14 protein-coding genes are annotated in these 17,020 nt (G+C 60.2%); 8 read left to right on the plus strand and 6 right to left on the minus strand.

The window, feature by feature from the left end:
• Positions 1 to 7: 7 nt before the first annotated feature.
• Positions 8 to 844, plus strand: coding sequence for a nucleoside triphosphate pyrophosphohydrolase (locus tag AC3WQS_RS05370; RefSeq protein WP_020970287.1), 837 nt, complete (start codon positions 8 to 10; stop codon positions 842 to 844).
• Between the two features lie 320 nt (positions 845 to 1,164).
• On the plus strand, positions 1,165 to 2,646 hold the full coding sequence (locus AC3WQS_RS05375; RefSeq protein ID WP_092763183.1) for a sugar transferase: 1,482 nt from the start codon (positions 1,165 to 1,167) through the stop codon (positions 2,644 to 2,646).
• Between the two features lie 14 nt (positions 2,647 to 2,660).
• On the opposite strand, the gene AC3WQS_RS05380 is transcribed toward AC3WQS_RS05375, so the two are convergent.
• The 6 genes from AC3WQS_RS05380 to AC3WQS_RS05405 are packed head-to-tail and all read right to left on the minus strand — an operon-like array spanning position 2,661 to position 8,302.
• On the minus strand, positions 2,661 to 3,215 hold the full coding sequence (locus tag AC3WQS_RS05380) for a YdcF family protein (protein WP_029255883.1): 555 nt from the start codon (positions 3,213 to 3,215) through the stop codon (positions 2,661 to 2,663).
• Positions 3,216 to 3,248: 33 nt separating this feature from the next.
• A complete protein-coding gene (locus tag AC3WQS_RS05385; protein WP_092763185.1) occupies positions 3,249 to 4,370 on the minus strand; it encodes a glycosyltransferase in 1,122 nt (373 codons plus the stop codon).
• Positions 4,367 to 4,903, minus strand: coding sequence for a DapH/DapD/GlmU-related protein (locus tag AC3WQS_RS05390; RefSeq protein ID WP_492711566.1), 537 nt, complete (start codon positions 4,901 to 4,903; stop codon positions 4,367 to 4,369). Before AC3WQS_RS05390 ends, AC3WQS_RS05385 begins: the two co-directional genes overlap by 4 nt.
• Positions 4,900 to 5,880, minus strand: a complete 981-nt coding sequence (locus tag AC3WQS_RS05395; RefSeq protein WP_092763279.1) for a GDP-L-fucose synthase family protein — start codon at positions 5,878 to 5,880, stop codon at positions 4,900 to 4,902. Before AC3WQS_RS05395 ends, AC3WQS_RS05390 begins: the two co-directional genes overlap by 4 nt.
• Complete coding sequence (gene gmd / locus AC3WQS_RS05400) at positions 5,877 to 6,914, minus strand: GDP-mannose 4,6-dehydratase (protein WP_060939758.1); 1,038 nt, start codon at positions 6,912 to 6,914, stop codon at positions 5,877 to 5,879. The genes AC3WQS_RS05395 and gmd overlap by 4 nt, the downstream gene beginning before the upstream one ends.
• Positions 6,911 to 8,302: a glycosyltransferase family 4 protein gene (locus AC3WQS_RS05405; RefSeq protein WP_258955497.1), complete on the minus strand. Its 1,392-nt coding sequence runs from the start codon at positions 8,300 to 8,302 to the stop codon at positions 6,911 to 6,913. The genes gmd and AC3WQS_RS05405 overlap by 4 nt, the downstream gene beginning before the upstream one ends.
• 382 nt (positions 8,303 to 8,684) lie before the next feature.
• Between AC3WQS_RS05405 and AC3WQS_RS05410 the strand changes: the two genes are divergently transcribed.
• The 6 genes from AC3WQS_RS05410 to AC3WQS_RS05435 all read left to right on the plus strand — a co-directional run bounded on the left by AC3WQS_RS05410 (position 8,685) and on the right by AC3WQS_RS05435 (position 16,781).
• Entirely contained in the window at positions 8,685 to 9,944 is a 1,260-nt protein-coding gene (locus AC3WQS_RS05410; RefSeq protein WP_139182780.1) for a hypothetical protein, read from the plus strand.
• A 193-nt stretch (positions 9,945 to 10,137) separates the two neighbouring features.
• The gene (locus tag AC3WQS_RS05415) at positions 10,138 to 11,442 is read left to right on the plus strand and encodes an MATE family efflux transporter (RefSeq protein WP_133727853.1); all 1,305 of its coding nucleotides are present in this window, start codon (positions 10,138 to 10,140) and stop codon (positions 11,440 to 11,442) included.
• A complete protein-coding gene (locus tag AC3WQS_RS05420) occupies positions 11,439 to 12,875 on the plus strand; it encodes an oligosaccharide repeat unit polymerase (protein ID WP_492711563.1) in 1,437 nt (478 codons plus the stop codon). Before AC3WQS_RS05415 ends, AC3WQS_RS05420 begins: the two co-directional genes overlap by 4 nt.
• Complete coding sequence (locus tag AC3WQS_RS05425; RefSeq protein WP_024488192.1) at positions 12,872 to 13,675, plus strand: SGNH/GDSL hydrolase family protein; 804 nt, start codon at positions 12,872 to 12,874, stop codon at positions 13,673 to 13,675. The genes AC3WQS_RS05420 and AC3WQS_RS05425 overlap by 4 nt, the downstream gene beginning before the upstream one ends.
• The gene (locus AC3WQS_RS05430) at positions 13,672 to 15,087 is read left to right on the plus strand and encodes a hypothetical protein (RefSeq protein ID WP_492711562.1); all 1,416 of its coding nucleotides are present in this window, start codon (positions 13,672 to 13,674) and stop codon (positions 15,085 to 15,087) included. Before AC3WQS_RS05425 ends, AC3WQS_RS05430 begins: the two co-directional genes overlap by 4 nt.
• A complete protein-coding gene (locus AC3WQS_RS05435) occupies positions 15,084 to 16,781 on the plus strand; it encodes a tyrosine-protein kinase domain-containing protein (protein ID WP_492711560.1) in 1,698 nt (565 codons plus the stop codon). The genes AC3WQS_RS05430 and AC3WQS_RS05435 overlap by 4 nt, the downstream gene beginning before the upstream one ends.
• Positions 16,782 to 17,020: the final 239 nt, after the last annotated feature.

Here is a 17,020-nt window from a genome sequence, read left to right on the forward strand (position 1 = left end):
GCACACGGTGAACGAATCGCCCGTCGTCGTACTGCTCGATCCTTTGCGGCCGCATGTCTTTCCGCTGGAGGCGCTCCCGTTCCTGTCCGGCGCGATCGATATCGACCCGGACGTTCCCGACTCGGTACGCGGCGCACTGCCGGCCACGACGCCCGGCGCCGCGGTGACTGTGATGATGGACACCGCCGAGCCGAAGATCGAGGCGTTGTCTGCCGCTGGGGTAAAGATGATTCGCGCCGAACCCATTCACGGCGATCGACTGGTGGAAGCGGCGTCGATCATGGACCGGTTGTGGAATCGCGGCGGTTGGGAGTCGACCCAGACGCACGAGAGCCTCTCGGTTTACCTCGTCGAGGAGACCTATGAGGTACTAGACGCGATTCGAAGCGACGACGAGAGCGATCTCCGTGAGGAACTCGGCGATCTGTTGCTCCAGGTGTTGTTCCACTCGCGGATCGCTCAATCTCACGACGTTTTCGAATTGGACGACGTGGCCGGCGCATTGATCGCGAAACTTGTGCACCGCAGCCCGCACCTGGTCAGTTCCGGAGTGGTCGACATCGCTGAGCAGGAGCGGGCGTGGGACGCTTTGAAGGCTGCCGAGAAGGCGCGCGCGTCGTCAATGGACGGCATCGCTCGGTCGCAGCCGCCGTTGCTCCTCGCCGAAAAAGTACTGAGCAGGGCCGCCAAAGCCGGTGTGGTCGAAAGCGCCGACGAAGCTGATCTGGAAGCTTTGATCGAACAGTGCCGACGAGCCGACACTGCACTCCTGGACGCCCTGGACATGCTGATCGCCGACATTCGGATTCGTGAGGGAAGACGTTTCCAAAACGTGGAGGATTAGCCCACTTTGACGTAATTGCCCGGTAATCATCTGGCAACCGAAAAATAGCCTGGACTCGGTGAGTGCAGTTGAAACAAACCTAAGGTATGTTTACGTACGAAATGAGCAACACTGGGTCGTTTTATCGCACGAAGTGGCCCTTGATCGGCAGTTATGTAGGGGGGTCCGATGACGGTTCGTTTCTGCACTGCGAGCAGCGAGGTACGGCAACCGGCGGGGTGTTGCCGTACCTGGAGGCTCGCAGTGGCTACCGATCAGCGATCCGCTGAATCCGTTCGACCCGCTGAAGTCGTTCGAATGACTAGAAGGACTGATGGCAAATGAGCGTTCATGCTGAGGTGGAGAGCCGGTCGGCAGCATTGCGGGATTCCGCTCATGTCGGCACCGACTGGCGTCGGGCATACCGGAAGCGGATTGCCGTGAGCGATTCGATCACGGTTCTGTTCGTGATCGCGCTCGCACAGATCGGCAGCATGTGGCCGCATCCGATCGAGTGGCTGACACCACTCAAGGTGATTGCGTCTGCAGCGCTGGGAGGGCTGTGGATGATCGCGCTCGCACGCGGACGCAGCCGTCATCAGTCGATGCTGGGCGAGGGCAGCGACGAGTACGAGAAGGTGCTGCTCGCTACCGGCCAAGTCTTCGGAGTGGGCGCATTGGCCGGGATCATTCTCGGCGTAGGAATCGCGCGTAGCTATCTCATGATCGCACTGCCCGTCGGGCTCGCTGCGCTGCTTCTCGGGCGCTACCTCTGGCGACGCGACATTCGAAAGAAGCGTGCGAGCGGGGATTGCCGCAACTCGGTGCTGTTGGTCGGTGGACACGCGTCCGTCGTTGCTACTACGCGAGCCTTCGTGCGGGACTCCTCGGCAGGCTACGACGTTGTGGGAGCGTGCATTCCGCGTCGGGCGACCGCGCTGGACGATCACATCGTCGTCGACGGCGCAGCGGTCCCGGTATTGGGCAACGAGTTCGAGGTGGTCGAGGCGATGCGCGCAAGCGGCGCAGACACCGTCATCGTCACCGGAACCGAAGACCTCGGGCAGGTGGGCATACGCAAGCTGATGTGGGATCTCGAAGCCGAGGGCGTCGACATGGTGGTTTCACCGGTCGTAGCCGACGTGTCGAAGGCTCGCTTGATGTTTCGCCCGGCGGCAGGACTCCCGTTGATTCACGTTGCGCGACCGCGCTACCAGGGCGCCAACCGGCTTGCGCCCGCTGTTTTCGACGCGGTGTTCTCGATGCTGATGATCCTCCTCGTGGCGCCGGTCATGGTCGCCGCCGCCGCTGCGGTCAAGTTCACGTCGAAAGGTCCGGTGTTCTACAAGGCAGAACGCATCGGCCTCAACGGGAAACCGTTCCCTATGTTGAAGTTTCGTACCATGGTGGAAGGCGCCGATCAGCAGGTTGTCGATCTGATGGGGGACAACGAAGGCGCGGGAGGCGTGTTGTTCAAGATGCGGGAGGATCCACGAATCACGTCCGTCGGCAAGATCCTTCGTCGATTGAGCATCGACGAGCTACCACAGTTCTTCAACGTCATTCGCGGCGAGATGAGCGTTGTCGGTCCGCGGCCGCCGTTGCGGCGTGAGGTCGAGATGTACGACGACGAGGTTGCCCGGCGCCTGCTGGTCAAGCCTGGCATCACCGGCCTCTGGCAGGTAAGTGGTCGCAGTGATCTCTCCTGGGAAGAATCTGTTCGTCTCGACTCGTCGTATGTGGAGAATTGGTCTGCGGCGCAGAATATCTCGATCATCACCAAGACCGTATCCGCAGTGCTCAGGAGTGACGGAGCGTACTGACCTGCCAGAGGCAGTCAGCATTCCTGGAACTGGGCGCGAACATACCCGGCGGTTTGCCACACGTAGTTCGCGGCCCAGACCCAGACCGGAAGTGGTCGGGGGTCCGCGACTACGTCGATGTCACCGTCCCAGCAACGGTTGATGATGTAGCGACTGCGAGAGACATGGGGAACGAAGGTCACAACGATGACGCGCTTCCATCCCTGTGCCTCTGCGCGACGCCGAATCTCCTGTCCTTCACCACGCGTGGTCGACGGATCTGGCTTGAAACAGCTGACCTCGAAGTCGTAGGTTCCCTCGCATATCGCGTTGATCTTCGGATCATTGCTTCGATACGGATTCGAAAAGATGATCTGGGGCGCGTAGCCCTGCTCGGCCAAGGACAGCCCGTACTCTTCTCTGCCGTCGTGATCACCGCCGAGAACAACTATCGCGTCGGCCATTTCGGGTGTGTCGATCACCGGATCGACGTAGACCGGCCAGCCGGCGGCAGTGATTGCAGTAAGTCCGCCGACAATCCCGCTGAGAACGAGTATGCGTCGACGGACCTTGGGGCGAGTGGATTTCACAATTACTTCCTGTAGTGCAGATGTGGGAGCCGCTCAGAGCCCGTACTGGGTTTCGAGCACCGCACGAACAGCAGGCATTCCTAGTCGTTCGCGAGCAACATTTCGCGCGCGGGCGCCCATCTCTGCTGCGACGACGGGATCCTTCAAGAGCGACGAGATCGCCGCAGTCAGTGACTCGGTGGCGTTGTCGATCACGAGGCCACAGCGACCGTCGCGAATCAGTGGTGCGAGGCCACACGTGTCGGTGACGACTACGGGCAGTCCAGCGGCCATCGCTTCGAGTACGGACATTGGGAACGGCTCGTTCACGGAGGGCAAGACGTATACCGAGGCTTGACGAAATCGTGCGGCAGACTTGTCGAACGGAAGTGGGCCTTCGTACCGGATGACACTGCCGTGCCCGGAGCGTTCGATCAGTCGGTTGACGGCTTCTGCTTCGCCCTCATCCGGTCCGACTATCGAAAAGCGCGCCGTGTGTCCGCTGTCCAACAACTCTTTTGCGGCTTCGACGAAGACCTGGGGTCGCTTTCTTGCCTGTAATCGTGCGAGGTACAGGACCTCGGGCGGGTCGCATCTGTCCACAGGCGGCGACTCGAGGCCTTCCGCCTCCGGAATCCCGTTGTTGAGTTCCACCAAGTTGAGGCGACCGTCTCCGACAACGGACTGCAGGTCTGCATGTTCTCGTTCGGTGAGATAGAACACTGTCCGTGCGCGTTTGAGGACCGGGATCGTGAGAGCAGCGTCCAACGGTCTTGCCAGCAGCTTGTCTGTTTCGTCGATCATCCCGTGAGTCTGTGCGAAAACTGGAATGCCGTATGCAAGAGCCAACTTGGCGGCAGGAAGGGTCACCAGGTCGCGCGCGAGATGAATGTGCACGACGTCGAATTCTCGGATGTGCTTGCGAAGCCACACAAGCATCGACGGCGCGCCGATTCCCGCGTACCCGATCTTGGGGATCACGGTTCGCGCCGGAAACAATTTCAGAGCGATACCCTGCTCGCGTGTCGGGGGCACCGCGTACCCACGCTCACCTGCGACGATAGTTACGTCATGGCCATTGTCCTGCAATGCTTTCGACTGATTGAGGGCGACCCGGATAGGCCCTCCGTAAGCGGCGTCCGGTGAGAAGAGAGTGACGATCTGCAGTATCTTCATCGTGCAGCGCCGGCCCGTGGCGCCAACATCGTGGTTCCGGCGGAAACATCGGACGTCACCAAAGCCGTCGCGCCGACGATTGCGTTGTCCCCGATCGTTACCCCTCGGAGTATCGTCGCGCGGGCGGCGATCCATGCCTGGTCGCCGATGACGATGGGGGCATTGTCGAACTCGAATGTGGGACTTCGGTGATCATGACTGCCCGTACACAGGAGGACATCCTGCGAGATAGCCGTGTTCGCCCCTATCGTGACGGGTTCGAGATTGAGTATCCAGGTTCCCTCGCCGATCCACGAGTCTGCTCCGACCGTGAGCTTCCACGGCCAGTGGATACGGACGCGGTGCCGAATCAGGACCCCGTCGGCGATGTCTGCACCGAACCGCCGGAGAACTGCAACGCGTATCCCGTTGGGGCACCACCAATGAGAAAGCAGTACACCGGAAATCGCGAGCCAGGAGATTTGAACCAGCGGACCGCGTCCCTTGTCGTATCCGGCACCGGTGAATCCGGACAGAGTGCGGATTGTGCTCACAGTCGGACCGCTGCAGACGAGTCCTGTACGTGCTCGCGATACCAGGCGACGGTCGACTCGATGCCCTCGCGGGTTGAGATCTGGGGTTGCCAACCGGTGGCCATCAGTGTGGACACGTCGAGTAGTTTGCGCGGTGCACCATCGGGCTTGCTTGTGTCCCAGTCCATTCGGCCTTCGTATCCGACTGCTTCAGCCACGATGTTTGCGAGATCTTTGATGGTTTCGTCGTGACCGGTACCGACGTTGATGTGCCCGGACTCGTCGAAGGTGTCGAGTAGGTGAAGGAGTGCGTCGGCCAAGTCGTCCACGTGGAGGAATTCTCGACGTGGGCTCCCAGAACCCCAGTTCGTGACGGATTCAACTCCATCCTTCTTGGCTTGGTCGAGACGGCGGATCATCGCAGGAAGTACGTGCGAAACATTCTCCGAGAAGTTGTCGCCGGGTCCGTACAGGCTTGTCGGCATCGCCGAGATCCAGGGCAACCCGAACTGCCTGCGAACAGCCTGGACCTGGATGATTCCCGCAATCTTGGCGATCGCATATGCGTCGTTGGTCGGTTCGAGATGGCCGTTCAGTAATTGATCTTCGGTGATCGGCTGTGGTGCCAGGCGCGGGTAGATGCACGAGGACCCGAGGAACAGCAATCGACGCACGCCGTGCCGCAGTGCTGCGTCGAGCACGTTGGTCTGGATCTGGAGGTTGTCGGAGATGAAGTCGACCGGATATGTGTTGTTCGCGACGATTCCCCCGACCTTCGCGGCAGCCAAGACAACGCACGACGGTGTGGTGGCTTCGAAGAAGGCGAACACGTCTGCGCGGTTTCGCAGATCGAGTTCGGCAGATGTGCGGCCGATCAGGTCGGTGAAGCCACTCTGCTCGAGCTTGCGCCACAGCGCGGATCCCACTAGCCCCTTGTGTCCGGCGATGTATGTCGGGGCGCTGCGATCAAGAGGTGCAATCGATTTCGTCGTGATCATGAGAGCGAGATCTTCCAATCAGGGAGATGTGGCGTGTCGATCCACGGTGTGCCGGCATGTGCCAATGCTGCGATATCGGCGTCCATCATGATTCGAGCCAATTCTGGGGTCTGTACTGTCGCTTTCCAGCCCAGTTTGTCCTCGGCCTTGCCTGCGTCGCCGACCAGAGCGTCCACCTCTGTCGGGCGAAGGTAACGAGGATCGAACTTGACGTACTTCTGCCAGTCGAGACCAACATGTTCGAATGAGGCCACGACAAAATCCTGGACCGTGAAGTTTCCTCCAGTGGCCAACACGTAGTCATCTGGTTCGTCGACTTGAAGCATCCGCCACATACCCTCGACGTACTCGGGTGCGTAGCCCCAGTCCCTTACCGCGTCCAAATTGCCCAGGTACAGCGAATCTTCGATCCCGGCCTGGATCCGCGCGACTGCACGCGTGATCTTTCTCGTGACGAATGTTTCACCGCGGCGGGGTGACTCGTGATTGAAGAGGATCCCGTTCACCGCGTGAATTCCGTACGCTTCGCGATAGTTCCTGGTGACCCAGTACGAGTACACCTTCGCAGCACCGTACGGCGATCGCGGATAGAACGGGGTGTCCTCGTTCTGTGGAGGCGGACTGGCTCCGAACATTTCCGAACTCGAAGCCTGGTAGAAACGGCACTGCAATCCCGTCATGCGGACTGCTTCGAGCAAACGAATAGACCCGATTCCGGTTGTGTTGCCGGTGTGTTCGGGCTCGTCGAAGCTGACCCGCACGTGCGACTGCGCAGCGAGGTTGTACACCTCGTCTGGTGCGATCTTCGACAAGAGCGTGACGAGTCGTGCGCCGTCGGACAGGTCACCGTAGTGCAAGAACAGCCGTGCGCCCTGTTCGTGAGGGTCCTGATAGAGGTGATCGATGCGTGACGTGTTGAAAGTTGATGCGCGTCTGATCAATCCGTGTACTTCATAACCTTTGGCCAACAACAGTTCTGCCAGATAGGAACCGTCCTGTCCGGTGATCCCTGTGATGAGTGCGCGTTTGGTCATCGAGCGTCAGCTGCCTTGTCTGTGTTCGTCGTCTTCGGATCCGAGTCGAGATGTGCGTCGAGATGTGTGACGTGTTGTTTCGAGTGGCTCGCGTGCTGACTCCGGCCGGCCACCAGGTCGCGGATCCACTGTTCGCATTTGTCGATGGACGCGGTTTTACCGACCGCGGTAGCGCAGTACCGGACCCCGGCGGCGCCAAGTCTGGCGGAGGTCTCCGCGTCGCCCGCGAGTTGTAGGGCCGCGGTGAGCAGGCCTGCGGGATCGCCGTTCTGCGTGACGACGCCGGCACCGGAAGCACGGATCTCGTCAGCAGTCGTGGATGCCACGTCGGTCGCGGCGACAATGGGGGTACCGCTGCTGAAGTACGACGTCAACTTGCTCGGCACTGCCATCCCGACGATTCCGGGTGCCTCGTTGACCAGTAGAACGTCAGCGGCGGCCATGGCAGTACGGAAGTCCTGGTCGTCGAGTGGACGGACGAAGTCGATTCGATTGACTCCCACTGCCGCGGCTTCGAGGTTCGGTCGCTGATTGCCGTCGCCGACCAGAACGAATCGGATGGGCAGATTCTGCTCGTCGGCGAGTCGAGCCGCCTCCACCACATTCTCCAAACCTTGCTTCACGCCCATGTTTCCGGTGTGCAGAACTATGGTTTCGTCGGGCGACCACCCGAATCTGGTGCGTGCGGCGGTGAGATCGTCCACATCGATCGGTGCCACATGTGTCCAGTTCCGAACGACGGTGACTCGTTCGCGTGGGACGTGAAGTTCGTTGACGACGTGGTCGACGAAACGGTCATGGACGACGGCGATTCCGTCGGCGGACTTCACGACAGCCGCCTCGAGCTTCGACGTTGCGCGGGCACTGCGGCCTGTCATCGCGCCGGTCTCCACGACGCCTTGTCCGTACAAGTCGTGGACCCAGACCCCGATGGCCGGACGTTTGGGCGTCAGCCGAGCACGTCCGAGGACCATCGCAGTGGCCAGCAATGCCGGACTGGTACACACGATCACATCAGGTGTGTTCCACCCGGAGCTGGCGGCACGTGCGCCGAAACTCAGCTCCATTTTGATTCGTCCCAATGCGTTCGGTGGGTTCGGCACGAAGTGGCGGCGTCGGTGAACATGAACGCCGTTCACGACCTCGTCTATCGACCGTCCCTGATACGAAGCGTCGATTTCCCATGCCGGATAGTGCGGGTACCCGGTGACAACGTGCACCACGTGTCCGCGCTCACCGAGCGATTCGGCAAGGTCCGTCATGTACGGAGCTATCCCCGTGGTTTCCGGCGCGTAGTTGATGCCGAGGATTGTGATGTTCAGCGAGCCGACAGTGGCACTTGTCGGTAACTCGGGAATCGCCGAATCGTCGACAGGGTGCTCGTGCATCTGGTCGGTCTGTGTACTGATGACGAACCTCCGGTTGGGAAAATGCGCGTTAAACAGTCAAACGGTTTTATTCAAGCTATTTAAGCGCCAGTAGGGCGGTTTATCAACCTGGTCAGCTGGATGGACTCGACAAAATGGGCGAATCGCCCTGGTGGATTCCGACATGCAACCGTCTGGACGACTGATTTAGCCGAAAAATAACTGGGTGGATGTGATTCTGGTGATAGTTGCGTCGAGGTGGGTGGTGTGCGTCCGGGCGGGTCCAGATTCTGCGCTCTCGCACCATGTGCAATTCTGTGCTCATGCAATGGTCTGCGTGAATGTTCGATCGCACTTTGACCGTCTTGCGGTTTGTTGTGTATTCGGCGGCAGAGGGGAAATGATGAGGTCTGATCCGTGGGGGAACATCTACTGCTGCAATACTCAGCAGGCGTTTGCGACAGTTGTACCGTCAGTAGTCGACGACGCGATTTCGGTGTGGATCAGCAATGTTTTCGATCCCGCGGACGACATCCGTGTGCGCGTCGTGCTGGTGCGCCGAGTCGATGAATCCGAAATCGAACCCGAGCATCTGGTGCTCGACGACGTGGCAGGCGATCTCCCCGACGAGTTCGACACCGTCGATGTCGACGAATTCAACAAGGTCTTCGTGAGTTTCTTCCACAACAGTCGCCTCGTCGACCCGTCGACAATCGTGTTGGTCGTAAGTGCCGGAATGCTCGGACTGATCTACTCGCACCGATTCGGTGACGAGACCGTGTTCATGCCGAAGTCGGAACGACTCTTTCTGGCATTGAGTGGGTTGAGTCCTGACTGTGCGCCCGATCGTCAGGACCGGCGGCCGTTGACTGCGCGCAGGATCGTCGAGGGCGGACTTCGGATGTCCGTCGCTCGTCCCAAAGCATCTTTCGGCGCGATACGGCAGATTGTCGGTATGCGGAACGAGGTTCCGCGTCCTGTTGCTCGCCCGGACGAGTCGGGCATTGATGCATTGGATTCACGCGCGTGGTGGTATTTCGCTCGGCTCGAGGGCAGTACTGATCGCAAATTGCCGTCGGTCTACTTCTACTGCGCACTACTCGCCGCGTTGGGACGTGGGGCTCACGAGAGTCATCACGTGGTGGCGGACCTTCGCTCGTATTCCCCGGTTCTCGGGCTCACCGATGGGAATGCGTTCAGTCACATACCATTTCGGGCCGATTGGTCGGTCGATGACCCTGCGGACGTAGCGCGTGAACTGTCGTCGCGAATTCGGTCGGGTGAGGCGCTGATCCGTCGATCAGTAGGCGAGGTGGTCGCGCGCGCAGCTGACTACAGGCACGGATCCAGCGGTGGGGCCGGCGAAGGTGACGAGATTGTGGAACAGCCTCTGACCACCAGTATGTCGTGTTTTCGTCTCCCAGTCGATCGACCGTATGCGAAGCTGGATGGCCGACTCGTGTACTCCGGTGGCATGCAGACCTACGCCCCGAACGCGCTGTCGATCAACATTCGGGCGACTGGGAACGTCTCCGATTGCACGTTCAGTCATTCCGGTGGACATGTCGCGAAGGCCTCACTGATGGCGGCGGTGAAGGCTGCCGCTGGCCTGTCGGGTGCCGACGTCACGATGGAAACAGGATTTCACTTCGGCGAGCGATAGCGGAAACCTGCGTCCCACGGTGCGTCTGCAGGCACTTCGTACTCCTCGGCTACTTCGCAGTAAACAATCCTATAGACTGTTTTGAGTGAACTGAGCCGACCGATGGTTTCAAATCGATCTCGGTCTTGAAATCTTGGTCGCGGAACATCGAAGTCTCGGAATGCAGGGAGCGCAAGGGGGGGAGGTGAGAGACGTGGCGGGTCTCAAACTGCGCGTGCTGTTCAGCGCGGGTGATCAGGTGCTGTCCAGTGTCAGCAACGCGTTGATTCTGTTCGCGATGGCAGGCCCGTCGTCCGTGAGTGAGTTCGGTCTGGCGATCCTCGTTTTCTCCATCCTCACGGCTGCGCTCGGATTCGTTCGAGGCGCAGTGGGCACACCGCTGCTGTTGATGAGTGCATACAGCCGCAACAGGATTCGCACGGAGAGCAGACATGCGATCTCGGGTGCGGCCTTCTTCGGAATCGTAGTCGGGATCGTTGCCCTCGGAGTCTCTGTTTTCCTGCACGAACCGCAGGTGGGGATTGCATACGCCGTCGCCGCACCGGTTGTCCTCGCGCAGGATGCCTTGCGGTTCACCGCGATGTCGATGGGAGAACCGGAACATGCGTTCTTCAGCGACGCGTTGTGGGCCAGTGTGGCGTTCGGTGTGCTTGTCGTGACTTGGCTTCGACCAGAGGCACTTTCGATCGCTGAGATGATCTGGCTGTGGTCCCTCGCCGGAGCGCTTGCACTCGTTTACCTGATGATTCGCGTACAGACGCTACCGCGACTGACTGGTCTGTATCGCTGGTGGACGTCGTTCTGGACCCATCGAATCCGGTTCGGATTCGAGAGCGGTATCGACCAACTGGCCGCAATCGTGATCGTCGCGGTGTCCACAGCCTTCATCGGAACGGTGGCTGCCGCGTCTTTGCGCGGAGCAGTGACCGTCCTGGGTCCGTTCGCCGTGCTGATCAGCTCGCTACCACTGATCGTCATTCCCGAATCCGTTCGGGCCGGCCACACCGCGCGCCAGGTGTGGAGCACACTGCGCTATGCAGCGTGGCTCACATCCGCGATGGCGGCAACGATCGGATTTGCCGCTCCCTTCCTTCCAGATGCACTCGGCCGGGTCGTTCTCGGAGAGTCCTGGGCCGAGGCGCGCCATGTCCTGCCGTTTCTCGGACTCGAGTACGCGGCGATCTGTTGGATAGCGGGCGTTTACAATCTTTACCGCACTCAAGGAGCCAGTGGACGACTGCTCAAACTGCGAATCGTCCAGAGTCTCACGGCAATTGTCATCTGCAGTGCGGCTGCAGCCCTCACTGGAACCGCGGTCGGAGTCGCGATCGGACTGGCGCTCTCATCCATCCTGGTCGCAGTCTGCCTGGTGGTTGCTGCCCAACGGAAGCACTCTGGCCGCGAAAGCCCTGTGATCGTGCCGTCCACTGTTGATCGTTCCGAACCCGGCGACCTGCGCCGAACACGAACAGGCGCACTGGCCGGGACGACCACGTGAAAACAATTTCCAGCGGGCGGACAAAGCCTCACGAGTTCGCGGAATTCGACGTCAATCGGCGAGACTCGTTGATGCCACCACTGATTGCGATCTGGACCGCGGTGATCATGGTGATCATCGTGCCTTTCGCAGTCGTCGAGTTCACTCCGACACCCCCAGGGCGCGTGTGGATGGCGGTACTTGCCGTCACCACGATTTCGGGATTGCGCTACGCGTGGATTGTCGGCGAGGGCTTTCGTCGGCTCGTCGAGATGTCGTTCTGGGTCTTCACCTATGTCTTCATGGGTCTTGCACCACTTGCTCAGCTCCGCCTGCGAGAGATTCCTCCTACGACGCCGCGAGTGGATCCGTCCCTCAACTCGACGGCGGTCTCGATCGTCCTTCTGGGGATCGTCGGCTTCCTGGTGGGATTAGTGTTCTCCGGTGCGGTCTGGCGTCGAATCAGAGACACGCGATGGGGAAACGCCACGAGCGTGCGTGTGGATCCCGTTCGGGTTTTGATTCTTGCCGGTTGCGCCCTGGTCGCCAACGCGTACTACATCAAGAAACTCGGTGTAGGGACGCTTCTGTCGAGCCGAAGTGCCGTGGTGGAGCAGGCGAGTGCTTCGCTGGGGCAATCCACGGTCGCCAGCATCATCGGCGCCGTCGCGATGATGTCCTTGCTCGTCGCATTCATCGCGGTGGTCAAATACCGTGATCAGAATCCCGGAGCGGATCGTCTGTTTCTTCTCTGCGCCATCGTGCTCGGAGCCGTGTTGTTGTTGACGTTCAATCCGATCTCGAGTGCGAGGTATCTGTTCGGTACTGCAGCACTCGCCGTGGCGGCACTTTTCGGACTCTTCGCGACCCGCGTTCGATTCCGTGTGGTTGCCCTGCTTGCCGTGGCGGCACTTGTCCTGGTCTTTCCGCTCGCCGATGCGTTCAGGTACAGCACGTCGGCACAGTTCAAGACAAGCTCGCCTCTCGAATCGCTCACGTCTCCGGACTACGATGCATTTGCGCAGGTCAACAACACCGTCAACTTTGTGAATGCGCACGGGGTTACCGATGGCAAGCAGGCACTCGGAGTTGTTCTTTTCTGGATTCCGCGGACCATCTGGCCCGGCAAAGCTACGGACACCGGCATCCTGCTCGCGGAGAGCCGCAACTACACGGTCAAGAACCTTTCTGCGCCGTTGTGGTCCGAGTTGTTCGTCAACGGTGGGTGGATCGCGTTGATAGCCGGAATGGTTGCTCTGGGCCTGATCGCAGGGATTCAGGACAGAAGAATCGAAATGTCGCTGCGCCAGTCCAGGGCGCCGACGATTCTTGCCTGCATCCTGCCCTTCTACCTGATCATTCTTCTCAGAGGGTCACTGCTGCAAGCGATGTCGTACTTCCTCGTCATCATCGGCTGTGCATTCTTCGTCTCACGACGGGAGGCGACTCGATGACTCGGACGAGCCGATTCTCGTCGAGAATCTCTGCCCGTCGCCCGCTGGAACTCGTGGGTCTTGCTCTACTGGTGGTATTGGTCGTCTGTGCGACGACGCTGGCCGTGCGTCAGAATTCGGCTGCCGAAAACGGCCGGTCCGCCCTCACCTCAGCGACCACGGTTCCTCAGTTGCCGCCGGACACAGCGCCGGCATCGATGTGGTTCGGCGACAGCTTCACTGCGGGCATCAACGGAATCGGGCTCGGGGCGTACCCGAGAATCATCTGCGTCCGGATGGGGTGGGACTGCAATGTCGATGCACAGGGAAGCACCGGTTTCGCCAACGACGGCGCACCGGAGTATCAGGGAACTACAACACGATTCGCGAATCGACTACCGGTGTCGATCGAGCGGTATCGAGCGGACATCATTTTCGTGGACGGTGGGCGAAACGATCTGCACATGAGTCCGATGGATTTGTTTCCCGTCATGACGTCGTACATCGACGCCGTCCGGGATGCATGGCCGGATGCGCGTCTGGTGATCATCGTGCCGACATACGTCACACCAGTGCCGTACGAAGGATACGAGCAATTCGTGTCAGCGCTGCGAAGTTACGGGGAATCGGTTGCCGCGACCGTGATCGATCCCGTTGCAGACGGTTGGTACGCCGACGTCGACCTCGAATCACTGAAATTCGAGGACGGTGTACATCCGAATGCGGTGGGGAATGCAGTGATTGCTCAGAAGCTGGTGGAATCGCTGACTGCCTCCGGTGTGATTCGCGACGGCGCGCCCAATGGTGGGATTCTCCGATGAACCCGTCCCGTTTCTTCGAAGTCCTTCGTGACAGGTGGATTGTCGTCGGCATCTCGACAGTGCTCGGCCTGCTGGTAGGCGTTCTGTTGACAATGCTCACGCCGACCACTTTCAAGTCCTCGACCGAACTCTTTCTCACCACGCCAGGGTGGGGAACACCGACCACCCTGGGCAATGCCGATTCGAGCCCTTTCCAAGGTGACGAGTTCTCGCAGCAACGAGCCGGTACGTACACGCGTCTGGCGGAAGGTGCCGACTTCTCGGCCCGTGTCGCAAGTCGTCTGGGCGAGAGTGGTCTTCGTGACGTCGAGAGCATTTCGGTTCGCGTTGTGCCCGACACCGTGTTGCTCGAAATCTCTGGGACCGCCGACAGTGCAGATCGGGCGCTGCAACTGACGAACGCGGCTTCGGATGAGATGAACGAGACGATCCGGCGGCTCGAGACGCCGAGTGGGACTTTGATCCCGACGGTTCAGCCGCTGACTGTCGTCACGGCGTCAGCACCGACGAGCCCGTCTGGCCCGCAGACGATTCCGAACCTTCTTCTGGGGTTGGTCGTCGGATCGATGGTTGGAGTGACTGGTGTGATCTTGGCTGCTGCGAGGTCGAGAGCAGTTCAGGGTGTCGACGAATTGGCGGCCTGGACGGGTCTACCTGTGCTCGAGTCCATCCCGTACCTCGGTGACAGGGGACTGTCCGCCGAGGAAGGTGCTCAGTCGGCATCGAGAAGTTCTTTCGAGAGACTGCAGTTCAACCGAGATCTCATCGGGTCAGGCACGCCGGCATCACCTGTGCTCGTGACCGCTGCCGACGAGGGGGAGATCAGCAGGTTCGCAGCTGGCGGTATCGCCGATGCTGCTTGCGCTCTGGGGTATTCGGTGGTTCTCGTCGACTGCAACTTCCGATCCTCGCGTGCTCGTATCGAGTTGGGGGTCACCGACATCGTCATGTCGGACAGCGTCCTCGACGATGTTCTGATCTCGACACCGCTGCAGCCGACTCTCCTCCGGAGCGGTTCGCCGACCGAAACTCCCGAGCGAGTCTTCGAGTCGGAGTCGTTCGGACGCATGTTGCGAGATCTGAGTGCCAGGTTCGACGTTGTGGTTGTCTTCGACTCCGGCGGGACGCAGTACGCTGACTCGAGCCGATTGGCCAAGGTGTGTCGTTCGATAATCCTTGTCGTTCAGTCTCATTCGACGAACAGGCAGGACTTGATGAGGAAGATTCACGATCTGGAAATCGCAGGTGCGAAAATCGAAGGTTCGGTCCTCCTGACCACCACACGCCGAGGGCAGCGAGGGGCAGTGTTGCCCGGCGGTCGGCCCGAAACAACTGACTCGGTGGCAAGTCACACGCCACGGCGCGACGGAGACACACGCACACAGCGGTCTCCAAGAAAGGCGAACACATGAATGCACTCAGCTCTGCCGCGCGAATCCTGAGGCGGGGGTGGGCAATACCTGTCTTCGCGGTGTTCGGCTTGATCCTCGGTGCTTTCATGGCCATTTCGAGTCCGTCTTCGTACACGTCGACAACTGTGCTGTTCATCGGCTCGCCGATCAGCGCCGACTCGGCCGGTGCATATCAGGGCGATCTGTTTTCTCAACAACGAGCGGCGACCTATGCCCAATTGTTTTCGAGCGACGATCTCGCGGTCAAGGTGATCGACGACCTGGGTCTTCCAATGAGCGGACACGAGTTGGCCTCGCAGGTCTCGGCGGCAGCAGTGGAGAAAACTGTGCTCTTGCAGGTCTCTGTCACGGATTCGACGGCCGAAGGATCGGCTGGTATCGCCAATGCGTATGCGAAGAATTTTGCACAATATGTCGGGCAGTTGGAGACCCCTAACGGTGGTGGACGTCCGAATACGTCTGTCCAGGTGGTCACCGAGGCGAACGCTGAAGATGCCAGTGGGGGTTCGAATCTCGTGATGACGTCCCTGTTCGGCCTCGTCGGTGGCCTGGTCGTCGGCGTCGGCGTCCGGGTGCTCCTCGGGCGGCTCGATCGATCCGTTCGAAGCGCTTCCATGCTCTCGGCCGTTGCGGGTGTACCGATTTTGGCGACAGTTCCGGAATCGGCTTCGCGGGGATCTCACGCGTTGACATTCCCCGCCGACGGCGCGACCGCCTATGCCGAGTCGATACGCAAGCTCAGGACAGGTATCGAGTTCGCCGGCCCGAGTGCCGACGCGATCCGTTCGGTCCTTATCGCCTCGCCTCGGTACTCGGAGCCTGCGGGGTGCATCGCAGCCGATCTCGCGGTTGTCCTGTCCGAATCGGGACGTCGAGTACTGTTGGTGGACGGTGACTTGAGGTCGCCGAGCTTGGATTCATACTTGGGGATGAAACCGGCAGCCGGCTTTTCCGACGTTCTTGCCGGCGCAATTCCGCTCGTGGACGCGCTCGTTCAGGTACCTGGTCGCTCATTGACCCTGCTGCCCGCCGGCTCGATACGATCCGATTCCGGTGACGCCATCGCATCGGTCTCAGCACGCGAGGTGCTTTTGGAGGTCACCGAGAATTTCGAATACACGATCGTCGTGGGCCCACCTTTATCGCTCTATACCGATTCGACTGTGATCGGCTCAGTCGTCGACGGTGTGGTTCTTGTTTCAACACAGAGTATTTCGTCGGTGGACGAGGTGGAAGGGGCAGTGGCCACTCTGCGCGCTGCCGGCGCGAACTTGTTGGGTGCTGTGCTGACGGGTGCCGGACGTAGTGGCTCGGTCAAGGGCCGCAGCCGAGTGAGCGTGGTCGACAAGCCTTCGCCGAGCGAGCCTCCGGTTAATGATGCATCGAATGAACGAGTCGGCGCGTGGCCCCCCGTCGAACGGGGAGCCGCTGCGCATTCGGTCCATACAGAACCGGGCACGGGCTCGACCGGGAAGAATGAAGTGGACAAGCATGATTCGGCCGATTCCGGTGAATCTATTGCCGACGGTGTGCGAATCGATTTCGACGAATGGGAGCCGGCAGAGACCGAAGAGCGCTACACGCGGAGTGATCTGGACAGTCCCACGGTGGCGATCCCGCGCTCGATGCTCCGGACGAAAGTCGCGCCGAAGGTAAACCGGTCGAGCGACGAGTTGCCGACCGATGAGCGGTAGGTAAGATCACCTGGTGAAAGCGGCGATTCCGATTCCATGTCGAGTCACCCCACGCAAGCTTCGGATTCTGTGCAGCAGAATTGAATTGGAATTCGATTTCCAGGTCCGGGATGTCAACGTCACCGGACATTGCGGCGTAAGGCCGTGTGTGAGAAGGGGTGGCTGATTCGGTGAACGCCGATGCTCGAAAACGGAAACGGGTGAGTATCGAAGGTTCGCGGGGCAGGAAATTTCGTGCA

The sequence above is a fragment of the Rhodococcus sp. FW305-130 genome (assembly GCF_058788335.1).